Annotated in this window: 18 protein-coding genes and 1 tRNA gene; 12 read left to right on the forward strand and 7 right to left on the reverse strand. The window is 65.1% G+C overall.

Annotation, left to right across the window (positions count from 1 at the left end; translation table 11 throughout):
* The first annotated feature begins 2 nt into the window (after positions 1 to 2).
* From NLM31_RS18885 to NLM31_RS18900, 4 genes are all read left to right on the forward strand, one after another.
* Positions 3 to 1,133 carry an iron-containing alcohol dehydrogenase gene (locus NLM31_RS18885; RefSeq protein ID WP_254193224.1) on the forward strand — a complete coding sequence of 377 codons (1,131 nt, stop codon included), beginning with the start codon at positions 3 to 5 and terminating at the stop codon, positions 1,131 to 1,133.
* A 59-nt stretch (positions 1,134 to 1,192) separates the two neighbouring features.
* Complete coding sequence (locus NLM31_RS18890) at positions 1,193 to 2,164, forward strand: tripartite tricarboxylate transporter substrate binding protein (RefSeq protein WP_254193225.1); 972 nt, start codon at positions 1,193 to 1,195, stop codon at positions 2,162 to 2,164.
* A gap of 143 nt (positions 2,165 to 2,307) precedes the next feature.
* Positions 2,308 to 2,381: transfer RNA gene (locus NLM31_RS18895), tRNA-Gln, on the forward strand.
* Between the two features lie 153 nt (positions 2,382 to 2,534).
* Positions 2,535 to 2,909 (forward strand): DUF1428 domain-containing protein, encoded by a 375-nt coding sequence (locus NLM31_RS18900; RefSeq protein ID WP_254193226.1) that lies wholly within the window; start codon positions 2,535 to 2,537, stop codon positions 2,907 to 2,909.
* A 12-nt stretch (positions 2,910 to 2,921) separates the two neighbouring features.
* Here NLM31_RS18900 and NLM31_RS18905 read toward each other — a convergent pair whose 3' ends face one another.
* Both NLM31_RS18905 and iolG read right to left on the reverse strand, forming a co-directional pair.
* The gene (locus NLM31_RS18905) at positions 2,922 to 3,704 is read right to left on the reverse strand and encodes an inositol monophosphatase family protein (RefSeq protein WP_254193227.1); all 783 of its coding nucleotides are present in this window, start codon (positions 3,702 to 3,704) and stop codon (positions 2,922 to 2,924) included.
* Between the two features lie 2 nt (positions 3,705 to 3,706).
* A complete protein-coding gene (iolG, locus tag NLM31_RS18910; RefSeq protein WP_254196229.1) occupies positions 3,707 to 4,708 on the reverse strand; it encodes an inositol 2-dehydrogenase in 1,002 nt (333 codons plus the stop codon).
* 246 nt (positions 4,709 to 4,954) lie between these two features.
* Between iolG and iolD the strand changes: the two genes are divergently transcribed.
* The 7 genes from iolD (at position 4,955) to NLM31_RS18945 (ending at position 12,548) form a co-directional block, all read left to right on the forward strand.
* Positions 4,955 to 6,796: a 3D-(3,5/4)-trihydroxycyclohexane-1,2-dione acylhydrolase (decyclizing) gene (gene iolD / locus NLM31_RS18915; protein WP_254193228.1), complete on the forward strand. Its 1,842-nt coding sequence runs from the start codon at positions 4,955 to 4,957 to the stop codon at positions 6,794 to 6,796.
* A gap of 15 nt (positions 6,797 to 6,811) precedes the next feature.
* Entirely contained in the window at positions 6,812 to 7,711 is a 900-nt protein-coding gene (iolE, locus tag NLM31_RS18920) for a myo-inosose-2 dehydratase (RefSeq protein WP_254193229.1), read from the forward strand.
* Between the two features lie 209 nt (positions 7,712 to 7,920).
* Positions 7,921 to 9,174 carry an ABC transporter substrate-binding protein gene (locus tag NLM31_RS18925; protein ID WP_254193230.1) on the forward strand — a complete coding sequence of 418 codons (1,254 nt, stop codon included), beginning with the start codon at positions 7,921 to 7,923 and terminating at the stop codon, positions 9,172 to 9,174.
* A 66-nt stretch (positions 9,175 to 9,240) separates the two neighbouring features.
* Complete coding sequence (locus tag NLM31_RS18930; protein ID WP_254130808.1) at positions 9,241 to 10,104, forward strand: branched-chain amino acid ABC transporter permease; 864 nt, start codon at positions 9,241 to 9,243, stop codon at positions 10,102 to 10,104.
* Positions 10,104 to 11,075, forward strand: a complete 972-nt coding sequence (locus NLM31_RS18935; RefSeq protein WP_254193231.1) for a branched-chain amino acid ABC transporter permease — start codon at positions 10,104 to 10,106, stop codon at positions 11,073 to 11,075. The genes NLM31_RS18930 and NLM31_RS18935 overlap by 1 nt, the downstream gene beginning before the upstream one ends.
* Positions 11,065 to 11,832 carry an ABC transporter ATP-binding protein gene (locus NLM31_RS18940; RefSeq protein ID WP_254193232.1) on the forward strand — a complete coding sequence of 256 codons (768 nt, stop codon included), beginning with the start codon at positions 11,065 to 11,067 and terminating at the stop codon, positions 11,830 to 11,832. Before NLM31_RS18935 ends, NLM31_RS18940 begins: the two co-directional genes overlap by 11 nt.
* Positions 11,829 to 12,548: an ABC transporter ATP-binding protein gene (locus NLM31_RS18945; protein ID WP_254193233.1), complete on the forward strand. Its 720-nt coding sequence runs from the start codon at positions 11,829 to 11,831 to the stop codon at positions 12,546 to 12,548. Before NLM31_RS18940 ends, NLM31_RS18945 begins: the two co-directional genes overlap by 4 nt.
* Here NLM31_RS18945 and NLM31_RS18950 read toward each other — a convergent pair.
* Entirely contained in the window at positions 12,530 to 13,216 is a 687-nt protein-coding gene (locus NLM31_RS18950; protein ID WP_254193234.1) for a TetR/AcrR family transcriptional regulator, read from the reverse strand. The two genes, NLM31_RS18945 and NLM31_RS18950, sit on opposite strands and share 19 nt — an antisense overlap.
* A gap of 89 nt (positions 13,217 to 13,305) precedes the next feature.
* On the opposite strand from NLM31_RS18950, the gene NLM31_RS18955 reads away from it, so the two are divergent.
* Positions 13,306 to 15,594, forward strand: coding sequence for an arylsulfatase (locus NLM31_RS18955; protein WP_254193235.1), 2,289 nt, complete (start codon positions 13,306 to 13,308; stop codon positions 15,592 to 15,594).
* Between the two features lie 22 nt (positions 15,595 to 15,616).
* Here the strand turns inward: NLM31_RS18955 and NLM31_RS18960 are convergent, their stop codons facing one another.
* The 4 genes from NLM31_RS18960 to NLM31_RS18975 form a co-directional block, all read right to left on the reverse strand.
* On the reverse strand, positions 15,617 to 15,922 hold the full coding sequence (locus NLM31_RS18960; RefSeq protein WP_254193236.1) for a hypothetical protein: 306 nt from the start codon (positions 15,920 to 15,922) through the stop codon (positions 15,617 to 15,619).
* Between the two features lie 100 nt (positions 15,923 to 16,022).
* Positions 16,023 to 16,601, reverse strand: coding sequence for an invasion associated locus B family protein (locus NLM31_RS18965; RefSeq protein ID WP_254193237.1), 579 nt, complete (start codon positions 16,599 to 16,601; stop codon positions 16,023 to 16,025).
* A gap of 64 nt (positions 16,602 to 16,665) precedes the next feature.
* Positions 16,666 to 19,803 carry an efflux RND transporter permease subunit gene (locus tag NLM31_RS18970; protein ID WP_254193238.1) on the reverse strand — a complete coding sequence of 1,046 codons (3,138 nt, stop codon included), beginning with the start codon at positions 19,801 to 19,803 and terminating at the stop codon, positions 16,666 to 16,668.
* Positions 19,800 to 20,975: an efflux RND transporter periplasmic adaptor subunit gene (locus NLM31_RS18975; RefSeq protein WP_254193239.1), complete on the reverse strand. Its 1,176-nt coding sequence runs from the start codon at positions 20,973 to 20,975 to the stop codon at positions 19,800 to 19,802. The genes NLM31_RS18970 and NLM31_RS18975 overlap by 4 nt, the downstream gene beginning before the upstream one ends.
* Positions 20,976 to 21,269: the final 294 nt, after the last annotated feature.

Here is a 21,269-nt window from a genome sequence, read left to right on the forward strand (position 1 = left end):
CGATGACCAACGCCTTCACGCCCATCGAAATCCTCCGCCCCACTATCTTGGAGTTCGGCAACGGCACCATCACCGCTGCAGCGCGCTTCGCCGAGCGGATCGGTGCCAAGCGGCCGCTGGTGATCTCCGATCCCTTCAACGCGCGCCGCGTCGACACGCTGGCGCTGCCGGGCGCCGTCAAAGTGTTCGGCGAGGTCAAGCCGGAGCCGGACCTGCCCAATCTCGAGAAGGCGGTCGCGATGGCGAAAGAAGCCAAGCCCGATCTCGTCGTCGGCTTCGGCGGCGGCAGCGCGATGGATCTCGCCAAGCTGGTCGCGGTGATGTGCACGTCTGAGGTGCCCTTTGCCGACATCGTCGGGCCGGAGAAGGTCGCCGGCCGCAGCGTCGCGCTGATGCAGATCCCGACCACGTCCGGTACCGGCAGCGAGGCCGGCACCCGCGCGCTGGTCACCGATCCCGTCAGCCAGAACAAGCAGGCGGTGCAGAGCCGTTTCATGCTGGCCGATATCGCCATCGTCGATCCCGATCTGACGATGACCGTGCCGAAGGAGATCACGGCTGCCACCGGCGTCGATGCGCTGGCGCATTGCGTGGAGGCCTATACCAGCCGCAAGGCGCACCCGACGATCGACCTCTATGCGCTCGAAGGCGCGCGGCTGGTCGGGCGTTATCTCAAGCGCGCGGTGGCCGATGGCGGCGATCGCGAGGCCCGTGCCGGTCTGTCGCTGGCTTCGCTCTATGGCGGCTATTGCCTGGGGCCGGTGAACACCACTGCCGGCCACGCCGTGGCCTATCCGCTCGGCACGCGTCATCACATCGCGCACGGTCTCGCCTGCGCGATGATCTTCCCGCACACGCTGGCGTTCAACATGCCGGCGGTGGAGGCGAAGACGGTCGCGGTGCTCGGAGCGCTCGGTCTGCCGGAGCAGAACGATCCGAAGCTTGCATTCGATGCGACCTACGCCTTCTGCAAGAACCTCGGTGTGGAGATGCGGCTGTCGGCGCTCGGCGTGCCAAAGGACGATCTCGGCATGATGGCCGACGAGGCGCACGCCATTCGCCGCCTGCTCGACAACAATCCGCGCGATTTGGGACGGGATGCGATCCTCAACATGTACGAGGTCGCGTTCTAGCCATCTCCGCCGTGCGCGGCGCTCAATCAATAACATTCAAAAAAGTAGAGGAAACTTCGATGAGATCGATGTGGCTTGGTCTTGCCTCGGCAATCCTGCTGGCGATGTCGCCGGCGAGTGCGCAGGATGGTTATCCGTCCAAGCAGGTGACGGTGATCGTACCCTTCGCCGCCGGCGGCACCGCGGACATCTTTGCGCGCATGGTGTCGAACCATCTGCAGATGAAGCTCGGCAAGCCGTTCGTGGTCGAGAATGTCGGCGGCGCCGGCTCGATCCTCGGCGTGACGCGGCTGGCGAAGTCGGCCCCCGATGGCATCACGATCGGTCTTGCCAGCACCTCGGCGCTCGCGATCAATCCGTCGCTGTACGGGCCGAAGCTCAGCTACCAGCCGGACAGGGATCTCGCGCCGGTCGCCCAGATCAGCGTCGTGCCCAACGTGCTCGTCGTCAATCCCGACAAGATCAAGGCACGGACCGTGCCGGAGCTGATCGCCTATCTGAAGGCGAACCCGGACAAGGTCTCGTTCGGCTCGGCCGGCGTCGGCACCTCGCAGCATCTCGCAGGCGAATTGTTTCAGCAGATGACCGGCACCAAGATGGTGCACGTGCCCTACAAGGGCTCGAGCCAGATGCTGACGGACCTGTTGAGCGGCCAGATCGATCTCGCCTTCGACAACGTGCCGCTGCTGCTGCCGCAGGTGAAGACCGGCCAGCTCGCGATGCTGGCAACCGCAACGCCGAAGCGCGCCGCCTTCGATCCGGAGGTGCCGGCCGTGGCCGAATTCTTGCCCGGTTTCGAAGCAGTCGCCTGGCACGGCTTCTTCGTTCCGGCCAGCACGCCGAAGCCGATCATCGAAAAGCTCTCGGCCGAGATCCGCGCCTACATGCAGCAGCCGGAGACGGTGCAGAAGATGGCCGAGCTCGGCGCCACCGCAGTCGCGGTCGATTCCGAGCCGTTCGCCGCCTACATCGCCTCCGAGACCGAGCGGTGGAAGAAGGTGATCGAGGCCGCGAACATCAAGATGGAGTAGGGGACGATCCGTCCACCGCAGCGCTTGCCAGTCCGGGGACGAGCAGGTAGAAGGCTGCACGCCTGAGCCGTGATTGCGCAGACCGCGCTTCCGGCCACAGTCGGACAGATCAGTAAGATATTGAATTTGTTCGACTATTCCGTTGGGGAATGGTGTAACGGTAGCACAACAGACTCTGACTCTGTTTGTCTTGGTTCGAATCCAGGTTCCCCAGCCATTCAAGGCGCCTCCCACAGGCCTGAATTGCCTCTGACCCGGCCGTCTGCCGTGCCCGGCTCGCGACGGTTTGCCTCATCCCGACTTCGCCATCGCGTGTCGGATCGGTGTGCGTCCGATCGTCCTTGGGGCACATAACCCAAGGAGATCCGAGATGCCCTATGTCGATGGTTTCGTGCTGGCGGTGCGCAAGGACAAGATCGAGGCCTACAAGGCGCTGGCCCGCACGGCTTGCGAGGTGTGGATGGAGCACGGCGCGCTCGACTATGTCGAATGCATCGGCGATGACGTGCCCTATGGCGAGCTCACATCCTTTCCGCGCGCGGTGATGGCGACGGAGGATGAGGTCGTGGTGTTCTCGTGGATCGTCTACCGCGATCGCGCGAGCCGCGATGCCGTCAACGCCAAGGTGATGGCCGATCCGCGGCTGAAGGGCTCCGACATGCCGTTCGACGGCAAGCGCATGATCTATGGCGGCTTCACGACGCTGCTGCGGGCATGTGATGAGCGGGCTTCACCTGCGCAATAGACTTTGCGCCGGCTAGGAAATCCCCGTGATGTCGCTGAGCTGCGACGCCAACGCCGGCGTACAGCCCAGGATCGGATTGCCCTTGCTGATGCCGTCTCCGGCGAAGAAGTCGTTGACCCAGCCACCGGCCTCGCCGACGATCACAATGCCGGCGGCGACGTCCCAGGCGTTGATGTGCAGCTCGGCATAGGCGTCGGTGCGCCCGTTCGCGACATGACAGAGACCCAGCGTGCCTGAACTCCCGCGCTTGATCGAGCAGCCGGCGGAATAACCGCGGCCGATCATGTCGAGATAGCGCTGCGAGGGTATGCGGGCTGACCAACCCAGTTCGACATAAGCGCGGCGGATGTCATCGGCGCCTGAGACGGCGATCGGCTGCCCGTTGAGCGTCGCACCCTGGCCACGTTGCGCGACATAGAGCTCGTCCAGCGCCGGTGCCGCGACGATGCCGATCGTCGGCTCGCGGTTCAGCAGGAAGCCCATGGAGATGCACCAGTTGCGATCGCCGCGCGCAAAGTTCGAGGTGCCGTCGATCGGATCGAGGATCCAGACCGCATCGCTGGCCTCGCCGCCGCCTTCCTCGCCGATCACGGTGTCGCCAGGGAAAAGCTCTCTGAGCCGTGCGCGCAAAAAATCCTCGACGGCGCCGTCGGCGACGGTGAGCCAATCCTGCGCCCCCTTCATCGTGACGCCGAGGCTTTCCTTGCGGCCGAAATAGTCGAGCGCCATGCGTCCCGCCTCGGCGACGAGGCCCTGCGCCGCGTAGCGCCGCAGCATGAGCTCGGCGGGGGTCATGGTCAGACGGCCTCGATGGCGACAGGGCGACCAGTCCGGGCCGATTCGGTGGCGGCGTCAGCCAGCATCTGGGCGCGCAGTCCGTCGAGACCGGTCGGAGAGGGCGCTGCCTTGCCGGCGCAAGCGTCGATGAAGGCCGCGAGTTCGACGCGATACGCGGCGGCATAGCGTTCGAGGAAGAAGTTCTGCACCGGATCGGCGCGGAAGCCTGCGCCGGTGGCGATCTCGACGGTTGTCTCGTGGATGTTGCCGGCCCTCAGCATTCCCTTCGAGCCATGCACCTCCACGCGCTGGTCGTAGCCGTAAGTGGCGCGGCGCGAATTCGAGATCTGCGCGATGCGTCCGCTCGCCGTCTTCATCAGCACCGCGGCGGTATCGACGTCGCCGGCCTCACCGATGGCCTTGTCCACCAGCGCCGAGCCGAGCGCGAAGACCTCGACCGGCTCCTCCGCCAGCAGGAAGCGCGCCATGTCGAAATCGTGGATCATCATGTCGCGGAAGAGACCGCCCGAGCGTTTCACATACTCGACCGGCGGCGGTCCGGGATCGCGCGAAATGATGTTGACGATCTCGATCTCTCCGGCCTCGCCCTGGCGTAGCCGCTTCTCCAAAGCCGCGAAGTTCGGATCGAAGCGGCGATTGAAGCCGATCATCAGCGGCTTGCCTGTCTTCTCGACCGTGGCGAGACAGCGGCGAATGCGTCCCGAATCGAGGTCGACCGGCTTCTCGCAGAACACAGCCTTGCCAGCCGAGACGGCGGCCTCGATGAGGTCGGCATGCGTGTCGGTCGGCGTGCAGATCAGGATAGCGTCGATGCCGGAATCGCTCAGCATCGCGTCGGTGTCGGCCGCTTTCGCGCCTGCAGCCTGCGCCAGCGAGGACGCTGCCTCGCGCGAGGCGTCGGCCACCGCGACGAGGTTTGCATCGCCGCGCGCGGCGACATTAAGGCCGTGAATGCGCCCGATCCTGCCGGCGCCAAGAAGTCCAAACCGCATTGTCATCATCATGTCCGTCTCAGACGGAAGCGCTCCCTCGGGTGGCATATTTTGTTTGTCTTGCTTGACTATTGGATTAAGCATTCCATTCTCTGCGCCGCCTAGTCAAGGTCGGAGCGTGCGCTTCTCGATGTCGTCAACCGCGTCACGGCATCGTGTCAGATCGGATGACGACGAAGGCGCGGTCGGCGCGATGATGGAACAATTTCCGCCAGCTTGCCCAAGCCGGGTGGCGCGGTTGAGTGGGAGCGAGTAATGGCGACGATCAGGCTGACCATGGCGCAGGCGCTCGTCGCCGCGATGGCTGCGCAGCGAACGGTGATCGACGGGCAGGATCAGCCGCTCTTCGCCGGTGTCTGGGCGATCTTCGGGCATGGCAATGTCGCGGGTCTTGGCGAGGCGCTGTATGCCGCGCGCGACCGTCTGCCGACCTTACGTGCGCACAACGAGCAGGCGATGGCGCATGCCGCGATCGCCTTCGCCAAGGCCTCGCGCCGCCGGCGCATGATGGCGGTCACGAGCTCGATCGGGCCAGGCGCGACCAACATGGTGACGGCCGCAGCCGTTGCTCACGTCAATCGCCTGCCGGTGTTACTGCTGCCGGGCGATGTCTTCGCCGGCCGTCGCCCCGATCCCGTGCTGCAGCAGATCGAGGATTTCGGTGACGGGACTGTCTCCGCCAATGACTGCTTCCGGCCGGTCTCGCGCTATTTCGACCGCATCACCCGGCCCGAGCAGATCATGCCCGCCTTCGAGCGTGCGATGCAGGTCCTGACGGATCCTGCCGAATGCGGGCCCGTGACGCTCGCGCTCTGCCAGGACGTGCAGACGGAAGCCTTCGACTATCCCGACTGGTTCTTCGCCGAGCGCGTCTGGCAGCCGCGCCGGGCGCGAGCCGACGAGACGCAAATGGCGCAGGCCGCAGCGCTGCTCAAAGCCGCGAAACGCCCGCTCGTCGTCGCCGGCGGTGGCGTTCTCTACAGCGAGGCGGAAGGCGAACTCGCAGCCTTCTGCACAGCGCACGGCATCCCGGTGGCGGAAACGCAGGCCGGCAAGAGCGCGCTGCCTCACGACCATCCGCTCAATCTCGGCGCGATCGGCGTGACCGGCACGGGCGCGGCCAACGATGCGGCGCGGCAGGCCGATCTCGTCCTTGCGATCGGCACGCGCTTGCAGGATTTCACCACAGGTTCGCGCTCGCTCTTCGCCGACCCGGCCTGCCGGATCGTCGGTCTCAATACGCAGCCCTTTGATGCCGGCAAATATCGTGCGCAGCCACTCGTCGCCGATGCCAAGGTCGGCCTGGCGGAGCTTGGCGCCGCACTTCAGGGCTGGGCGGCGCCCGCCGGTTGGACCGGCCAGGCCAAAAGCGGCCGCACGGCTTGGCTCGAAACGGCAGCGCGCTACCTAGCTGCCGGCAACGAAACCTTGCCGAGCGATGCGCAGGTCATCGGTGCCGTTCAACGCCGCAGCCGGCCCAGCGATGTCGTGCTTTGCGCGGCCGGTGGCTTGCCTGGCGAGCTGCACAAGCTCTGGCAGGCGAGCGCGCCCGGCGGCTACCACATGGAATACGGCTATTCCTGCATGGGCTACGAGATCGCCGGCGGTCTTGGCGTCAAGCTCGCCGATCCCGCGCGCGACGTCATCGTGATGGTCGGCGACGGCTCTTATCTGATGATGAACTCCGAGATCGCGACGTCGGTGATGCTCGGTGTCAAGCTCATCATCGTCGTGCTCGACAACCGCGGCTTCGGTTGCATCAACCGGCTCCAGAACGCGACCGGCGGTGCCCCCTTCAACAACCTCCTGCGCGACGCCCGTCACGAGACGCTGCCCGCGATCGATTTCGCCGCCCACGCCGCCGCGATGGGGGCGAACGCGCGCAAGGTCGCGAGCATTGGTGAGTTGGAAGCGGCCTTCGACGAGGCGCGCCGCCATGATCGGACCAGCATCATCGTGATCGACACCGACCCGATGCCCTCGACCGATGCCGGCGGCCATTGGTGGGACGTGGCGGTGCCGGAGGTTTCGGGACGCACCGAGGTCGAAGCCGCAAGGCGCAACTATGTCGAGGCGCTCGTGCGCCGCAAATACTGATCAAGCGAGGACGACATGCCTATCCGTATCGGCGCCAACCCCATCGGCTGGTCGAACGACGATCTGCAGGAGATAGGCGGCGAGACGTCGCTCGAGACCTGCCTCGCCGAAGCGCGTGAGGCGGGCTTCGAGGGCATGGAGCTGGGTCACAAATTTCCGCGCGAGCCGCAGACGCTGAAGGCTGCGCTCGCGCCGTTCGGCATGGCCTGCATCTCCGGCTGGTATTCGGCCGAACTTCTGCGGCGCGATGCCGATGAGGAGATGCGGCACCTGCGTCCGCATCTCGATCTGCTGAAGGCGATGGGATCGACCGTGTTGGTCTTCGCCGAGACCTCGAATGCGATCCATGGCGATCGCAGCAAGCCGCTATCGCAGCGTCCGGTCATGAAGGCGGGCGACTGGGCGAAGTTCGGCCGCCGCATGACGGATGTCGCGGAGCGTACGCTCGCCGAGGGCGTCAGGCTGGTCTACCATCATCACATGGGCACGATCGTGGAAAGCGCCGATGATATCGATGCCTTCATGGCGGCGACTGGTGATGCTGCTCATCTCCTGCTCGACACCGGTCACGCCACGTGGGGCGGCGCCGACCCGGCCGCGCTGGCCCGGCGTTATCGCACCCGGATCAGCCATGTCCACGCCAAGGACGTGCGCCGGGCGGTGATGGAGCAGGCGCGCCGCGAGGATTGGAGTTTTCTCGACGCGGTGCTGGGGCAGGGCAGCGAGCTCGGCGTCTACACAGTCCCCGGCGACGGCATGGTCGATTACCCCTCCGTGTTCCGCGAGCTGCCGGGCTATTCCGGTTGGGTTGTCGTTGAGGCGGAGCAGGATCCGCGGAAGGCGCACCCGCTGACCTATGCCAGGAAGGGGATCGCCCATCTGAAGACGAGCTTGAAGGAGGCCGGGCTCACCTAGGCAGCAAGCGCGCCGCAGCGGTTGCGCGCGCCTCCCGGGCCCGCGTCATCGGTGCTTCCTTGTGCAACATCGTCGCAATCCGTTTCACCTTGCCGGTACTCCGCTGGCATGCCATCCTCTCGCCGCCAGGAATAATCAAACGGAAGCGGGCGCCCGCCACAGCTTCCAAAAAACCTTGGTTGGGGAAACCCTTTGGGAGGTCTGATTTCATGACATTGAAGCACGTCACGGGGCTGCTTTGCGCGGCCGCGATGTCCCTTGTGCTCGCGGCCGGCGTGCGCGCCGAGGACAAGGTGGTCAAGATCGGCGTCATCATGCCGATGTCCGGCGGCACCGCCTCGATCGGCGCGCATGCCAAGGCGGCCATCGAAGTCGCCATGGACATCATCAACAACGCACATCCCGAGCTCGGCAATCTGCCGCTGGCCAAGAACGCCGGCCTTGCCGGCCTCGGCGGCGCCAAGATCGAGGCGGTCTTCGCCGACAACCAGGGCAACCCGGCGACGGGACAGAACCAGGCGCTGCGCCTGATCACGGAAGACAAGGTCGCGGCCGTGTTCGGCTCGTATCAGTCCGGCGTGACGCTGACATCGAGCGCCATCGCCGAGAAATACGGCATTCCCTTCCTCAATTCGGAATCGGTAGCCGCCAATCTCACCGAGCGGGGCTTCAAATGGTTCTTCCGGACCACGCCGATCGCGACGGATTTCGCCAAGATCTACGTTGATTTCCTTGCCGACATGAAGGCCACCGGCGCCAAGACCGACGCGATCGCGCTGGTCCACGACAACACCGAATACGGCACCTCGGTCGCCAATACGATCAGCGCCGCCTTCAAGGAGAAGGGCCAGCCGGTCGCGCTCGACGTCGCCTATCCCGTCAATGCCACCGACGTGCAGGGCCAGGTGCTCCAGCTCAAGGACAAGAAGCCCGACGTGATCATCATGATCTCCTACACGTCGGATGCGATCCTGTTCGCCAAGACCATGCAGTCGCTCGACTACAAGCCGGCGATCCTGCTCGCCGACGACGCCGGCTATTCCGACCCGTCCTTCATCAAGGCGGTCGGCAAGATCTCGCAGGGCGTCTTCAACCGCTCGTCCTGGGTCGTCGGACCGCCGGGCTCGGCGTCGGCCGTCATCGCCGACATGTACAAGAAGAAGAGCGGCGAGGAGATGGACGACACGGTCGCCCGCCAGATGCAGGGCTTCTTCGTGCTCGCCGACGCCATCGATCGCGCCGGCGCGACCGATCCGGCCAAGGTGCAGGCCGCGTTGAAGGCGACGGAGCTGAAGGCCGACCAGCTCATGATCGGCTACAAGGGCGTGAAGTTCGACGACAAGGGCCAGAACATCCTGGCGTCCGGCGCGATCATCCAGCTTCAGGACGGTGAGAACTACGTCTCGGTGTGGCCGAAGACCAACGCCGAGAAGCCGCCCGTGCTGCCGTACAAGGGCTGGTGAAATTGTTGAAGGCGGGGCCGCGCGTCCCGCCTTTCCCAAACTGATTTGATCAGAGCAACGCGGCTCATGTCCTTTGTCCTCGTGCAGGTGATTGTCGGCGGGCTTCTGCTTGGCGCCGTCTACGCCCTGTTTTCCTCGGGCCTCACGCTGGTGTGGGGCATGATGAACATCGTCAATTTCGCGCATGGCGATTTCGTCATGCTCGGGATGTATGTCGCCTATGTCGTCTACACCCTGATGGGCGGCGGGCCGATCCTGGGTGCGCCGCTTGCAACGCTGGTGCTCGCAACCGTCGGCGTCGTCGTCTACTTCGCCCTGATCCGCGACATCATGAAGGGGCCGATGCTGGCGCAGATCCTCGGTACCTTCGGCCTCGCGCTGCTGCTGCGCTATTCCGTGTTCTGGTGGTTCGGCGCCAACTTCCTGTCGATGCCGCCGAACATCGTCGGCGGCACCTATGCGTTTGCGGGCCTGCGCATCGAGGCCTCGCGGCTGCTGGCCGGTGTGGTCGCGCTGCTGGTGACGCTCGGCCTGCATCTGTTGCTGACCCGCACCTCGCTCGGCTCGAAAATGCTGGCGGTGGCGGAGGATCAGACCGCGGCGCAGCTGATGGGGATCAGGCCCGACACCATGCAGGCGATCGCCTGGGCGATCGCGGCCGGCGCCACCGGCCTTGCCGGCGCGCTGATCGCGAACTTCTTCTACATCGTGCCGACCGTCGGCGAGACGCTTGGCATTGTCGCCTTCGTCACGGTCTCGCTTGGCGGTTTCGGCAGCGTGCCCGGCGCGCTGGTTGCGGGCCTGTTGATCGGCGTGATCGAGTCACTGTCCGGCTATCTGATCGGTGCGGTGTACAAGGACATCGTCGTCTATGTCCTGTTCCTGTTCTTCCTCTGGTTCCGGCCGCAGGGCCTGATGGGGAAGATGTGATGCGGCGCCTGATCTGGCTCTCGGTCGTCGTCGCGGTTGCGATCGCCTATCCACTGCTGTTGTCTTCGCCGTTCCAGCAGCGCCTTGGCGCGCTGGTGCTGCTCTACGCGATCGCGGCGTCGGCCTGGAACATCGTCGGTGGCTATGCCGGCCAGGTCTCGGTCGGCCATGTCGTGTTCTTCGGCTGCGGGGCCTATGCCGCGATGGGGTCCTACGCCAAGTTCGGATTGTCGCCGTTGCTCGGGATTCCGGGCGGCATTGTCATCGCGGTCGCGCTTGCCGCGATTATCGGCGTGCCGACGCTACGGCTGTCGGGCCATTACTTCAGCATGGCGACGATCGCCGTCGCCGAGACCGTGCGATTGATCGTCACCAACACCGATTGGCTGGGGGCGGCGGTCGGCCTCTCGGGCCCGACCGTGCCGCGCAACATCTTCGATCTCTCGTTCCTGTCGTCTCTGCCATATTACTATCTCTTCCTCGTCATCCTCGCGATCACGCTGTTCATCACCTGGTGGATGACCAACAGCCGGATGGGATTTTATCTACGCGCAATCAAGGATTCCGAACGCGCCGCGCGCTCGCTCGGTGCACCCGCCAGCCGCACCAAGCTTTACGCCTATATGCTGAGCGCGGCATTCACCAGCGTCGCCGGCGCGCTCTATGCGATGATGTTCGGCTTTGTCGATCCAGAGTCAGGCCTCGGAATCCTGATCTCGGTGAAAATCCTGATCATGGCAGCGCTCGGCGGGGCAGGGCTGCTGTTCGGGCCATTGGTGGGCGCGGCGATCCTGGTGCCGCTGGAAGAGATCTCCAACAGCTGGCTCGGCGGCAAGGGGGCAGGCCTCACCTTCGTGGTCTATGGCGCGATCATCGTGCTGATCGCACGTTTCCAGCCCGGTGGTTTGCTCAGCCTGTTCACGCGGCGCAGGAAGCCAACATCCGACACGGGAGCCAGCCATGCTCCTTGAGGCACGCGGAATCACAAAAGCGTTCGGCAGCTTCAAGGCGGTGGATGACGCCTCCGTGACGCTGGAGCAGGGCGATATTCTCGGCCTGATCGGCCCGAACGGCGCGGGCAAGTCGACCTTCTTCAATTGCCTGACCGGCGATCTCAAGACCACTTCCGGCCGAGTCCTGTTCGAAGGGCGCGATATCACCGACTCCACGCCGGAGCTGCGTGCCGGGCTCGGGCTTGCCCGCACCTTCCAGGTGCCGCAGACCTTTGAAGGCATGACCGTCCTGGAAAACGTCATGATCGGTGCATTCCTGCGCACCGCGCAGCGCAAGGAAGCCGAGACCAAGGCGCGCGCCGTGCTGGAACGCGTGGGCATGAGCCGGCTTGCGGATGCGCCGGCGCGCTCGCTCGGCACGCCCGGCCGCAAGCGGCTGGAGATCGCCCGCGCTCTTGCGACCGAGCCAAAGGTGCTGCTGCTCGATGAGGCCATGGCTGGCCTCAACGCCCATGAGGTGAAGCTTGCGATCGATCTCGTCCGCGACATCCATCGTTCCGGCGTCACGCTCGTCATCGTCGAGCACATCATGGAAGTGATCATGTCGCTCGCCAGCCGGGTGATGGTGTTTCACCAGGGCAAGGAGATTGCCCGCGGCTCGCCGCGCGAGGTCACCTCGAACCCGGCTGTGATTGAGGCCTATCTCGGCAAACGCGCGGCGAAGGCGGCCGCCGGCCACACGCCGGTCGAGCTGTTGGGCGGGCCGGACCTATGAGCGGACCGTTGCTCAGGATCGAGCACCTCGAGGTGCGCTATGGCGACCTCATCGGCGTCTCCGACGTGTCACTGGAGGTGCCTGAGGGCAGCGTCGTCGCGCTGCTCGGCTCCAATGGCGGCGGCAAGACCACGACGCTGAACGCGATCGCCGGCCTTATCCCCGTGCATTCCGGCACGATCAGCTTTCGCGGCGAGGAGATCGCCGGCCAGAGGGCCTTTGCGATCGTGCGCAAGGGGCTGGCGCTGTCGCCGGAGGGCTGGCGGCTGTTCGTGCAGCAGAGCGTCGAGAACAACCTCATGCTCGGCGCGACGCCGCTGCATGACAGATCGCGCCAGACCGAACTGCTCGAGCGCGTCTACGAGATCTTCCCGCGGCTGAAGGAACGCCGCAACCAGCGAGCCGGCACCATGTCCGGCGGCGAGCGGCAGATGCTCGCGGTCGGCCGGGCGCTGATGAGCGACCCGAAGCCGTTGATGCTGGACGAGCCATCGCTTGGCCTTGCGCCGGCGGTGGTCGAGTCCATGTACGAAACGTTTGGTCGCCTGCATCGCGAGGGCCTGACCATCCTGCTCGCCGAGCAATCGATCGAGCTCGCACTGGAAGTCTCCGACTTCGCCACCGTCCTCCAGGTCGGCAAGAGCGTGCTGTCCGGTACCGCCGCGGCATTGGCCGAGGACCCGCAGGTCCAGAAGGCCTATTTGGGCGTGGACTGATCGATCTCTGCCTGCAGCAGCAGCAACAGGCAGCCTGCAAGCCGCGTCTCCATCTCTTTCGACCGAAGCGACAGCGGTCCGGGATCGTTGAGGATCGCGTTCACCAGCGTGCCCAGCACCACCTGGAAGCCGAACGCGATGGCGCGGGTCTTGGCGGCCGCGCGGCCCTTGCCCATGGCCGGCAGCAGGAGAGGGGTGGCACGCGCGGTGGTGGCCTTGGCCAGTGCCTTGAACGGCGTCCATTTGTCCGGACGGGTGTCGTCGTGCTGGAGCGCTGCACGGAGCACGCCTTCGTGGTGGCGCATCCAGGCGATGATGCCGCTGACGACGATATGGCAGAGCTTGTCGAGATTGGTCTCGGGCGACGGCCGCCTGATTTCGCCGAGCCGCTGCTCGCCGTCGCGTGCGGCGAGCGCCATCAGCGCGTTGAAATAGGCCTCCTTGCTCTCGAAGCGGCTGTAGAAGGCGCCGACCGTGGCGTCGACTTCAGTGCAGAGCGCCTCGATCGAGAGCTCGGCCAGGCTTCGCGTCCGCAGCATATCGGCGCCGGCCCGCAGCAGCGCCAGCGTCGTCTCGCGGCTGCGTCTCTGGCGTGACGGGGCGACGCCCGGCAGGTCGAAATCGCGGGAGCCAGGCGCCTCGGAAAATGGTCGCGTTCGTGCTTGCATCCACCCAAAATCGTAATCATAATTCTGATTATAATTTAGATTGAGACGAGCCGCGGGTCAACCGCGACGGCCGGGACAGGGAGCAACAGATGAGCGCAGGCAGTGGCACGCCGTTTCGCGGCACCGTCGGCAAGACGGTTGCGGAGTCGAAACCCTGGTGGCCGGAGGCCGTGAAGCCGCCCGCGGGCGCGCCGAACATTCTCGTCGTGCTGTTCGACGATGTCGGCTTCTCCGATTTCGGCTGCTACGGCTCGAGCATCAAGACGCCGACCATCGATCGGCTCGCTGCGGAGGGGCTGCGCTACTCGGGCTTTCACACCACCGCGATGTGCTCGACGACGCGCGCCGCGCTGCTCACCGGGCGCAACCATCATTCGGTCGGCGTCGGGTGCCTCGCCAATTTCGACTCCGGTTATCCCGGCTATCGCGGCAAGATCGCGCGCGAGGCGGGGACGCTGGCCGAAATGCTGCGCGTGCACGGCTATCGCAATTACATGGTCGGCAAATGGCACGTCACGCCGCTGACCGAGAGCGGGGCGACCGGCCCATTCGACGGCTGGCCGCTCGGGCGCGGCTTCGACCGCTTCTACGGCTTCCTCGACGCCGAGACCGACCAATACGCGCCCGAGCTCGTCTCCGACAACACGCACATCGATCCTCCCGGCACCTACGCCGACGGCTATCATCTGACCGAGGACCTGATCGACCAGGCGATCCGCTTCATCGGCGATCACCATGCCGACCGACCCGATATCCCCTGGCTCACCTGGGTCGCACTCGGCGCCTGCCATGCGCCGCACCAGGCGCCGGCCGACATCATCCGCAGCTACGATCCCGAATTCGTGCACGGCTGGGATGTCGAGCGCGAGCGGCGGCTGGCGCGCCAGAAGGCGATGGGACTGGTGCCGCAGGAGACGCGGATGCCTGATCGCAACGACGGCGTGAAGGCCTGGGAGGATCACTCCACAGACGAGCGTCGTGTGTTCACGCGGCTACAGGCGGCCTTCGCCGGCATGCTTGACCATTCCGACCGACATCTCGCGCGCCTTGTTTCATTCCTGGAGACGGCTGACATTCGCGACAACACGGTCATCATCGTGATGTCCGACAACGGCGCGAGCCAGGAGGGCGGCCCGCTCGGTTTCGTCAACGCGATGGGACCGTTCAATTTCAAGCCGGAGCCGATTCCCGAGAAGCTCGCCCGCATCGACGAGATCGGCGGACCCGACACCCACAGCAATTTCCCCCATGGCTGGGCCATGGCCTCCAACACGCCGCTGCGCCGCTACAAGCAGAACACCCATGGTGGCGGCATCCGCGATCCCTTCGTCATCAACTGGCCGAAACGGATTGCAGCCAAAGGCGAGCTGCGGCACCAGTTCGTGCACGCCTGCGACCTGACACCGACGCTGCTCGAGTTGATCGGGGTCGGCGCGCCATCCGAGATCGCCGGCTGCCCGCAGATGCCGCTCGAAGGCGAGAGCTTTGCGCGCTCGATCACGGATGCGTCCGCGCCTTCAAAACGCTCGCCGCAATATTTCGAGATGTTCGGTCATCGCGGGCTCTGGCAAGGCGGCTGGAAGGCGGTCGCCTACCATCCGCCCGGCACGCCGTTCGAGAAAGACAAATGGGAGCTGTTCCATCTCGACCGCGATTTCTCCGAGACGGACGATCTTGCGACGAAAGAGCCTGAGCGGCTGGCGCAGATGATCGCGACATGGTGGGACGAGGCCGAGAAGCATGACGTGCTGCCGCTCGACGACCGTTTCGGGCCGCGCTTTGCCGAGAACGCCGCGCGCTTCCACGGCGCGCGCCACCATTTCGTCTTCCACCACGGCATGGGCCACGTGCCGACCGACGTCGCGCCCGATGTGCGCAGCCGCAGCTACACGATCGAGGCGCATGTCGAGATCGGCGACGCGGGCGCCGATGGCGTGCTGATCTCGCATGGCGATGCGACGTCGGGCTACAGCCTTTATGTCAAGGACGGCCATCTCGTGCACGACCTCAACATCGGCGGCAGCCATCAGATCGTGCGCTCCGACCGCCAGGTTCGCTCCGGTGCGCGTCGGCTGGGCGTTCATGTCGAGCGTCTCGTCCGCACGGAGCCGCCCGCCAAGGGCTCGCGCACCGGTGTCACCGACTACACGCTGTTGATCGACGGCGAGAAGGCCGGCTCGCTGCAGACCCAGCTCGGCTTCCATACGCTGATCTCGTGGTCGGGCCTCGACATCGGCCGCGACCGCGGCAGCCCGGTGTCGCACTACGAGGCGCCGTTCGAGTTTGAGGGAAAACTGCTGCGCGTCACCGTCACCATGCACAACGACCAGACGCTCGACGGCGAGGCCGTCGGCAATGCGCAGATGGCGCGGCAGTAAGCGCGACGCCGCAGACGGGTCGCTACGGCTTGGCTGGGGGCGGTTGCAGCGGTCCAATCGCGAAAGGGGCGTCCGTGTTGCGTTCGCGCGTCGTGCGAATGCGCTTCACATCGGAGGTGGACGACGATTTGCCGGCATTGGGCGTCTGCGAGAAATTGCCGTCGGTCTGGTCGTTGCGTGGCCGCACCCTCGCATCATGGACGGTCGGCTCGGCCGTTGGCGTCGGCGGCGACTGCAATTGGGCCTGAGCGCGTGTGGCGGCGCCGATCACACCAAAGATGGTGATCAAGACAGCAAGCCGATCGAGGCCCGACTTTTCTCGCGTCATGCTCCACCGCCGTTGCCGGAACACCCGGCTGCGGCACCAGCGTAATCCAGCACGGGCGGCTCGGGAAGCCGCCCGGTGCAAGCCACCGACGTCTGCGGACCTACTTGATCTTGTCGTAAGCGGCCGCAAAGTCGTTCAGCGGCATCGGGATCGCGATCGTTTCCTTCGCCATGTTCTGGAAGGAGACCTTCAATTGCTTGCCCGACTTCAGGCTCGCGAGCAGGTCGGGTGCGATCGGCGTCGAGGCGTAGCAGCCGCGGTTCTCGCAGGTCTGGATCTGGAGATCGACCGCCTTGCCCTCGTCGACCTGAAGCTTGGCGCCGACCGGCAGGTTGAGGCCGAGCGGCAGTTGGAGCAAGGCGACCGGCGTGCGGGTATCGGGCGCGATGCGGATGTTGATCAGGACGATGGTCTGGCCGGTCTTGGTCAGGACCGCGTTCTGCTCGATCGCGCATTCGAGCGGCGCGTCGCGGCTCGCGCTGGTGCAGCGTGCGATCCAGCCGGGCTGCGCCGGAGCGCCTTCAGCGGCCTGCGGCTGGGTCGGTGCGGGCGAGGGCGCCGCCTGCGCGGCCGGGGTTGGGGACGCTGCGTTCTTCTTGGCGCCCTGCTGGGCATACGCGGCACCCGTGGACAACAGGGCAGCGGCGGCGAGAGCGACAAGTCTGGATTGCATGGGCATGGCGAGACCGCGTTGGCGTGAACCGAGGGCCTCGCTGTAGCGTCGCGGAAGCCGCGGCGCAAGCTTACTCGGCGGCTTCCTTGACGGTGCCGTGCCCGGTCGCCTCGTGCCCTTCGTCCTCGGCCGAGTGGCTCTTGAACAGGTTCGAGAACTTGTCGAGATAGAGGTAGACGACCGGCGTGGTGAACAGCGTCAGCGCCTGGCTGACGATGAGGCCGCCGACCATGGCGTAGCCGAGCGGCTGGCGGATCTCGGCGCCGGTGCCGTGGCCGAGCATCAGCGGCACGCCGCCGAGAAGTGCGGCCATCGTGGTCATCATGATCGGGCGGAAGCGCAGCAGCGCGGCCTGGCGGATCGATTGCTCCGGCGTCTTGCCGTCGCGTTCGGCGGCGATGGCGAAGTCGACCATCATGATGCCGTTCTTCTTCACGATGCCGATCAGCAGGATGACGCCGATCAAGGCAATGAGGCTGAACTCGAAGCCGGCCGCCATCAGGATCGCGAGCGCACCGACGCCGGCCGAGGGCAGGGTCGACAGAATCGTGATCGGGTGGATGTAGCTCTCGTAGAGGATGCCGAGGATCAGATAGACCACGACCAGCGCCGCGAGGATCAGGAGCGGAACGGTGCCGAGCGATTGCTGGAACGCCTGCGCCGTGCCCTGGAAGCTCGAATTCAGCGTTGCCGGCGCGCCCATGTCGGCCATCGCCTTCTGGACGGCTTCGGTAGCCTGGCCGAGCGCAACGCCCTGCGCGAGGTTGAAGCTGATCGTGATCGCCGGGAACTGGCCCTGATGGCTGATCGAGAGCGACCGGACCGGATCGGTGGTCCAGGTCGCAAAGGTCGACAGCGGCACCTGGTCGCCGGTCAGCGGCGATTTCAGATAGAGCTTGTTCAGCGAATCCAGATTGCCCTGCATCTCCGGCAGGATTTCCAGGATCACGTGATAGCTGTTGAGCTGCGTGAAGTACTGAGCGACCTGGCGCTGGCCGAACGCATCATACAGCGTGTCGTCGATCAGCTGCGGCTGGATGCCGTAGCGCGAGGCGGTGTCGCGGTTGATCTTGAGCTGGACCGTGGTGCCCTGGGTCTGCTGGTCGGTCGCGACGTCGCGCAACTCCGGCAGCGTCTGCATCTTGGCGAGGATCTTCGGCGCCCACGAATTGAGCTCGCCGAGATCGGCGTCCTGCAGGGTGAACTCGAACTGCGTACGTGTCGGACGGCCACCGAGGCGGACGTCCTGGGCCGCCTGCATATAAAGGCGGGCGCCGGACACCTTCTCGAGCTTGGGACGCAGCCGCGCGATGATCTGTTGCGCAGATGCGTCGCGCTCGTTGCGCGGCTTCAGCGTGATGAACATGTTGCCGTTATTGCCGGCGCGGCCGCTGCCACCGATGTTCATTGCCACCGATGCGATATCGTGATCCTCCATCACGATCTTGCCGAGCTCGACCTGACGGCGCTGCATTTCGGCGAAGGAGATGTCCTGGGAGGCTTCCGAGGTCGCGGTGATCAGGCCGACGTCCTGTTGCGGGAAGAAGCCCTTCGGGATCAGGATGAAGAGATAGACCGACAGACCGAGCGTGGCGAAGAAGATGACGAGCGTGGTGCGCCGCCAGGCCATGGCGTGGTCGAGCACGTATTCATACCCGCGCAGCAGAGCGTCGAACGCGTTCTCGCTCCACTGGTAGAACTTGCCGTGGGTGACCTCGCTGTGGGAACGCAGGAAGCGCGAGGCCATCATCGGGGTCAGGGTCAGCGACACGAACATCGAGACGAAGATCGTCATCGCCAGCACGACCGCGAACTCGCGGAACAGGCGTCCGATGATGCCGCCCATCAGCAGCAGCGGGATCAGCACCGCGACCAGCGAGATCGAGATCGACACGATGGTGAAGCCGATTTCCTTGGAACCCCTGAAGGCGGCGGCGAGCGGCTTCTCGCCTTCCTCGATGTAGCGCGTGATGTTCTCGAGCATCACGATGGCGTCGTCGACGACGAAGCCGACCGCGATGGTGAGGGCCATCAGCGACAGATTGTCGAGCGAATAGCCGAACACCCACATCAGCGCACAGGCGCCTAACAGCGCCAGTGGAACCGTGATGGTCGGAATCACCGTTGCCCAGAAGCTGCGCAGGAAGACGAAGATGACCATGACCACCAGCGCAATGGTCAGGAGCAGCGTGAACTGCACGTCCTCGACCGCGGCGCGGATGGTGGTGGTGCGGTCACTGATGACCTCGATCTTGACGGCGGGCGGGATCGCCGCGACGAGGCGGGGCAGGGTCGCCTTGATCCGGTCGACGGTCTCGATGACGTTGGCGCCGGGCTGCTTGAACACGACCAGGAACACGCCGCGTTTGCCGTTGGCCCAGGCCGCCTGCTTGGCGTCTTCAGGACCGGTCACCGCCTGACCGATGTCCTTGATCCGCAGGGGACCGCCGTTGCGGTAGGCGATAATGACGTCGTTCCAGTCCTTGGACTGCAACAATTGGTCGTTGGCGTAGATCGTGTAGGCGCGCTTCTCACCGTCGATATTGCCCTTGGGGCTGTCGACAGTGGTGATGCCGATCGCGCTGCGCACATCCTCGAGCGACAGGCCCTTGGCCACGAGTTTCGCCGGATCGATCTGGACGCGAACCGAGGGCTTCTGCTGGCCGCCGATGAACACCTGCGCCACGCCGGAGATCTGGCTGATCTGCTGGGCGAGCTGGGCGTCAATCGAATCGCTGACGGTGGTCAGCGGCAGCGTGTCCGACGTCGCCGACAGCAGCAGGATCGGCGAGTCCGCCGGGTTCACCTTGCGGTAGGTCGGCGGCGAGGGCAGGTTCTTCGGCAACTGGCCGCTGGCGGCGTTGATGGCGCCCTGCACGTCATTGGCGGCGCCGTCGATGCTGCGGTTGAGGTCGAACTGGATGGTGATCGACGCCGTGCCCAGATAGCTCGTCGAGGTCATCTGCGCGATGCCGGGAATCTGGGCGAACTGGCGCTCCAGCGGCTGCGCGACCGACGAGGCCATCGTCTCCGGGCTGCCGCCCGGCAGATTGGCCGTGATCTGGATGGTCGGGAAGTCCACCTGCGGCAGCGGTGCGACCGGCAGCAGCGGATAGGCGACGAGACCGACAAAAAGAATGCCGGCCATCAGCAACGATGTGCCGATGGGATAACGGATGAAAGGTGCCGAAATCCCGCCTTCGGTCATTCCTGCTGAACCTTGCTTTTCTGAACCGGATCCGAACTCGCCACGGCCGTCGAAACGAGGCTGCCGGGCTGCACCTTATACTGACCGCCGGTGATGACTTGCTGACCGGGGCTCAAACCTTCCTCGACGACCGAACGTCCGTCGATGGAGTAGTTTACCTTGATCTTGCGTGCCTCGGCCTTGTTGTCCTGGCCGACGGTATAGGCGTAGAGGCCGTTGGTTGAATGCAGCACCGCGTCATCGGGGACGATGGTCGCATCCTTCAGGGTCCGCACCAACAGGCGTGTCGACACCGATTGCCCCGGCCACAGCGTGTGTTCCTTGTTGTCGAACACCGCCTTGAGCCGAATAGTCCCGCTGGTCGTATCAACCTGGTTGTTGATGACGGCGAGCTTGCCCTCGGCCAGCGTCTTCTTGCCGTCGGTGGTGAACGCGATCACCTTGAGCTCGCCGGACTTCTGGCCCTCGCTGATATAAGGCAGCTGGTCTTCCGGTGCGGTGAAGATCACCGTGATCGGCTCGACCTGGGCGATGGTGACGACGCCGGTCTGGCTCGAGGCGTTGACGATGTTGCCGAGGTCGACCTGGCGCAGGCCGGCGACGCCGGTGATCGGCGACTTGACCTGGGTGTAGTCGAGCTGGGTCTGGGCGTTGGCGATCGCGGCTTCGTCGGCGGCGATCTGGGCGGTGAGCTGGGCAACGGTGGAGCGTTGCGTATCGGTCTGTTGCCGCGTCGCGAATTCGCCGAGCTTGGTGTAGCGCTGCAGATCGAGATTGGCGTTGGCGAGATTGGCCTCGTCCTGCGATTTTTTGGCCTTGGCCTGATCGAGGGCGGCCTGGAACGGGCGCGGATCGATCTCGACGAGGAGATCGCCTTGGTTGACCATTTGACCTTCGGTGAACGCGATCTTGTCGATCTGGCCGTCCACCCGGGTCCGGACTTGTACGGTGTTGAAGCCTTGCACCGTGCCGAGGCCGGTCAGGTAGACCGGGAAGTCCGCCTTCTGGACCGGCGCAACGCTGACGGGGACGGCGGGCGCCCGCGGCGGGCCCTTCTGCGCGGTCTGGGCTTTCCCGGCCTCAGCCGCCGAGAAACGCTGCCAGCCGTAATAGCCGCCACCGGCCACAGCTGCGATGATGACAATCCACAGGATCGGCCGTGACTTTTTCATATCTATTTGTATCGGCTTGTATGCCCAAAGGAACGACTTAAGCGCCAGCAACAAGTTCCCGGCGCTGTTGTATAATACACGCCAAGTTCCAGTGTAAACAGCACTATCGGCTGGGAATCCTAAACAATTGGAAAGCTTTGCACCCCGTAGGCAACCGGGTGGCGAAGCGGTGTGCAGTGCTGCATTTTCCCGATGCGAACCGACAAAGTGCAAAAGTTGGGCAGTGCTCGCGGACCGCGTGAGCGACCAACCATGCGCGCGTGGCGTCGCACGCGGCTGGCCGCATCGTCGATG

This window comes from Bradyrhizobium sp. CCGUVB4N, assembly GCF_024199945.1.
GTDB lineage: Bacteria > Pseudomonadota > Alphaproteobacteria > Rhizobiales > Xanthobacteraceae > Bradyrhizobium.

Excerpts from the sequence above, each read along its gene's own strand:
- NLM31_RS18885 (WP_254193224.1), top strand. The coding sequence starts at position 3 with ATGACCAACGCCTTCACGCCCATCGAAATCCTCCGCCCCACTATCTTG.
- iolD (WP_254193228.1), top strand. The coding sequence starts at position 4,955 with ATGGCGACGATCAGGCTGACCATGGCGCAGGCGCTCGTCGCCGCGATG.
- iolE (WP_254193229.1), top strand. The coding sequence starts at position 6,812 with ATGCCTATCCGTATCGGCGCCAACCCCATCGGCTGGTCGAACGACGAT.
- NLM31_RS18960 (WP_254193236.1), bottom strand. The coding sequence starts at position 15,922 with ATGACGCGAGAAAAGTCGGGCCTCGATCGGCTTGCTGTCTTGATCACC.
- NLM31_RS18900 (WP_254193226.1), top strand. The coding sequence starts at position 2,535 with ATGCCCTATGTCGATGGTTTCGTGCTGGCGGTGCGCAAGGACAAGATC.
- NLM31_RS18965 (WP_254193237.1), bottom strand. The coding sequence starts at position 16,601 with ATGCCCATGCAATCCAGACTTGTCGCTCTCGCCGCCGCTGCCCTGTTG.
- NLM31_RS18975 (WP_254193239.1), bottom strand. The coding sequence starts at position 20,975 with ATGAAAAAGTCACGGCCGATCCTGTGGATTGTCATCATCGCAGCTGTG.
- iolG (WP_254196229.1), bottom strand. The coding sequence starts at position 4,708 with ATGATGACAATGCGGTTTGGACTTCTTGGCGCCGGCAGGATCGGGCGC.
- NLM31_RS18930 (WP_254130808.1), top strand. The coding sequence starts at position 9,241 with ATGTCCTTTGTCCTCGTGCAGGTGATTGTCGGCGGGCTTCTGCTTGGC.
- NLM31_RS18950 (WP_254193234.1), bottom strand. The coding sequence starts at position 13,216 with ATGCAAGCACGAACGCGACCATTTTCCGAGGCGCCTGGCTCCCGCGAT.
- NLM31_RS18905 (WP_254193227.1), bottom strand. The coding sequence starts at position 3,704 with ATGACCCCCGCCGAGCTCATGCTGCGGCGCTACGCGGCGCAGGGCCTC.
- NLM31_RS18945 (WP_254193233.1), top strand. The coding sequence starts at position 11,829 with ATGAGCGGACCGTTGCTCAGGATCGAGCACCTCGAGGTGCGCTATGGC.
- NLM31_RS18935 (WP_254193231.1), top strand. The coding sequence starts at position 10,104 with ATGCGGCGCCTGATCTGGCTCTCGGTCGTCGTCGCGGTTGCGATCGCC.
- NLM31_RS18890 (WP_254193225.1), top strand. The coding sequence starts at position 1,193 with ATGAGATCGATGTGGCTTGGTCTTGCCTCGGCAATCCTGCTGGCGATG.
- NLM31_RS18970 (WP_254193238.1), bottom strand. The coding sequence starts at position 19,803 with ATGACCGAAGGCGGGATTTCGGCACCTTTCATCCGTTATCCCATCGGC.
- NLM31_RS18955 (WP_254193235.1), top strand. The coding sequence starts at position 13,306 with ATGAGCGCAGGCAGTGGCACGCCGTTTCGCGGCACCGTCGGCAAGACG.
- NLM31_RS18925 (WP_254193230.1), top strand. The coding sequence starts at position 7,921 with ATGACATTGAAGCACGTCACGGGGCTGCTTTGCGCGGCCGCGATGTCC.
- NLM31_RS18940 (WP_254193232.1), top strand. The coding sequence starts at position 11,065 with ATGCTCCTTGAGGCACGCGGAATCACAAAAGCGTTCGGCAGCTTCAAG.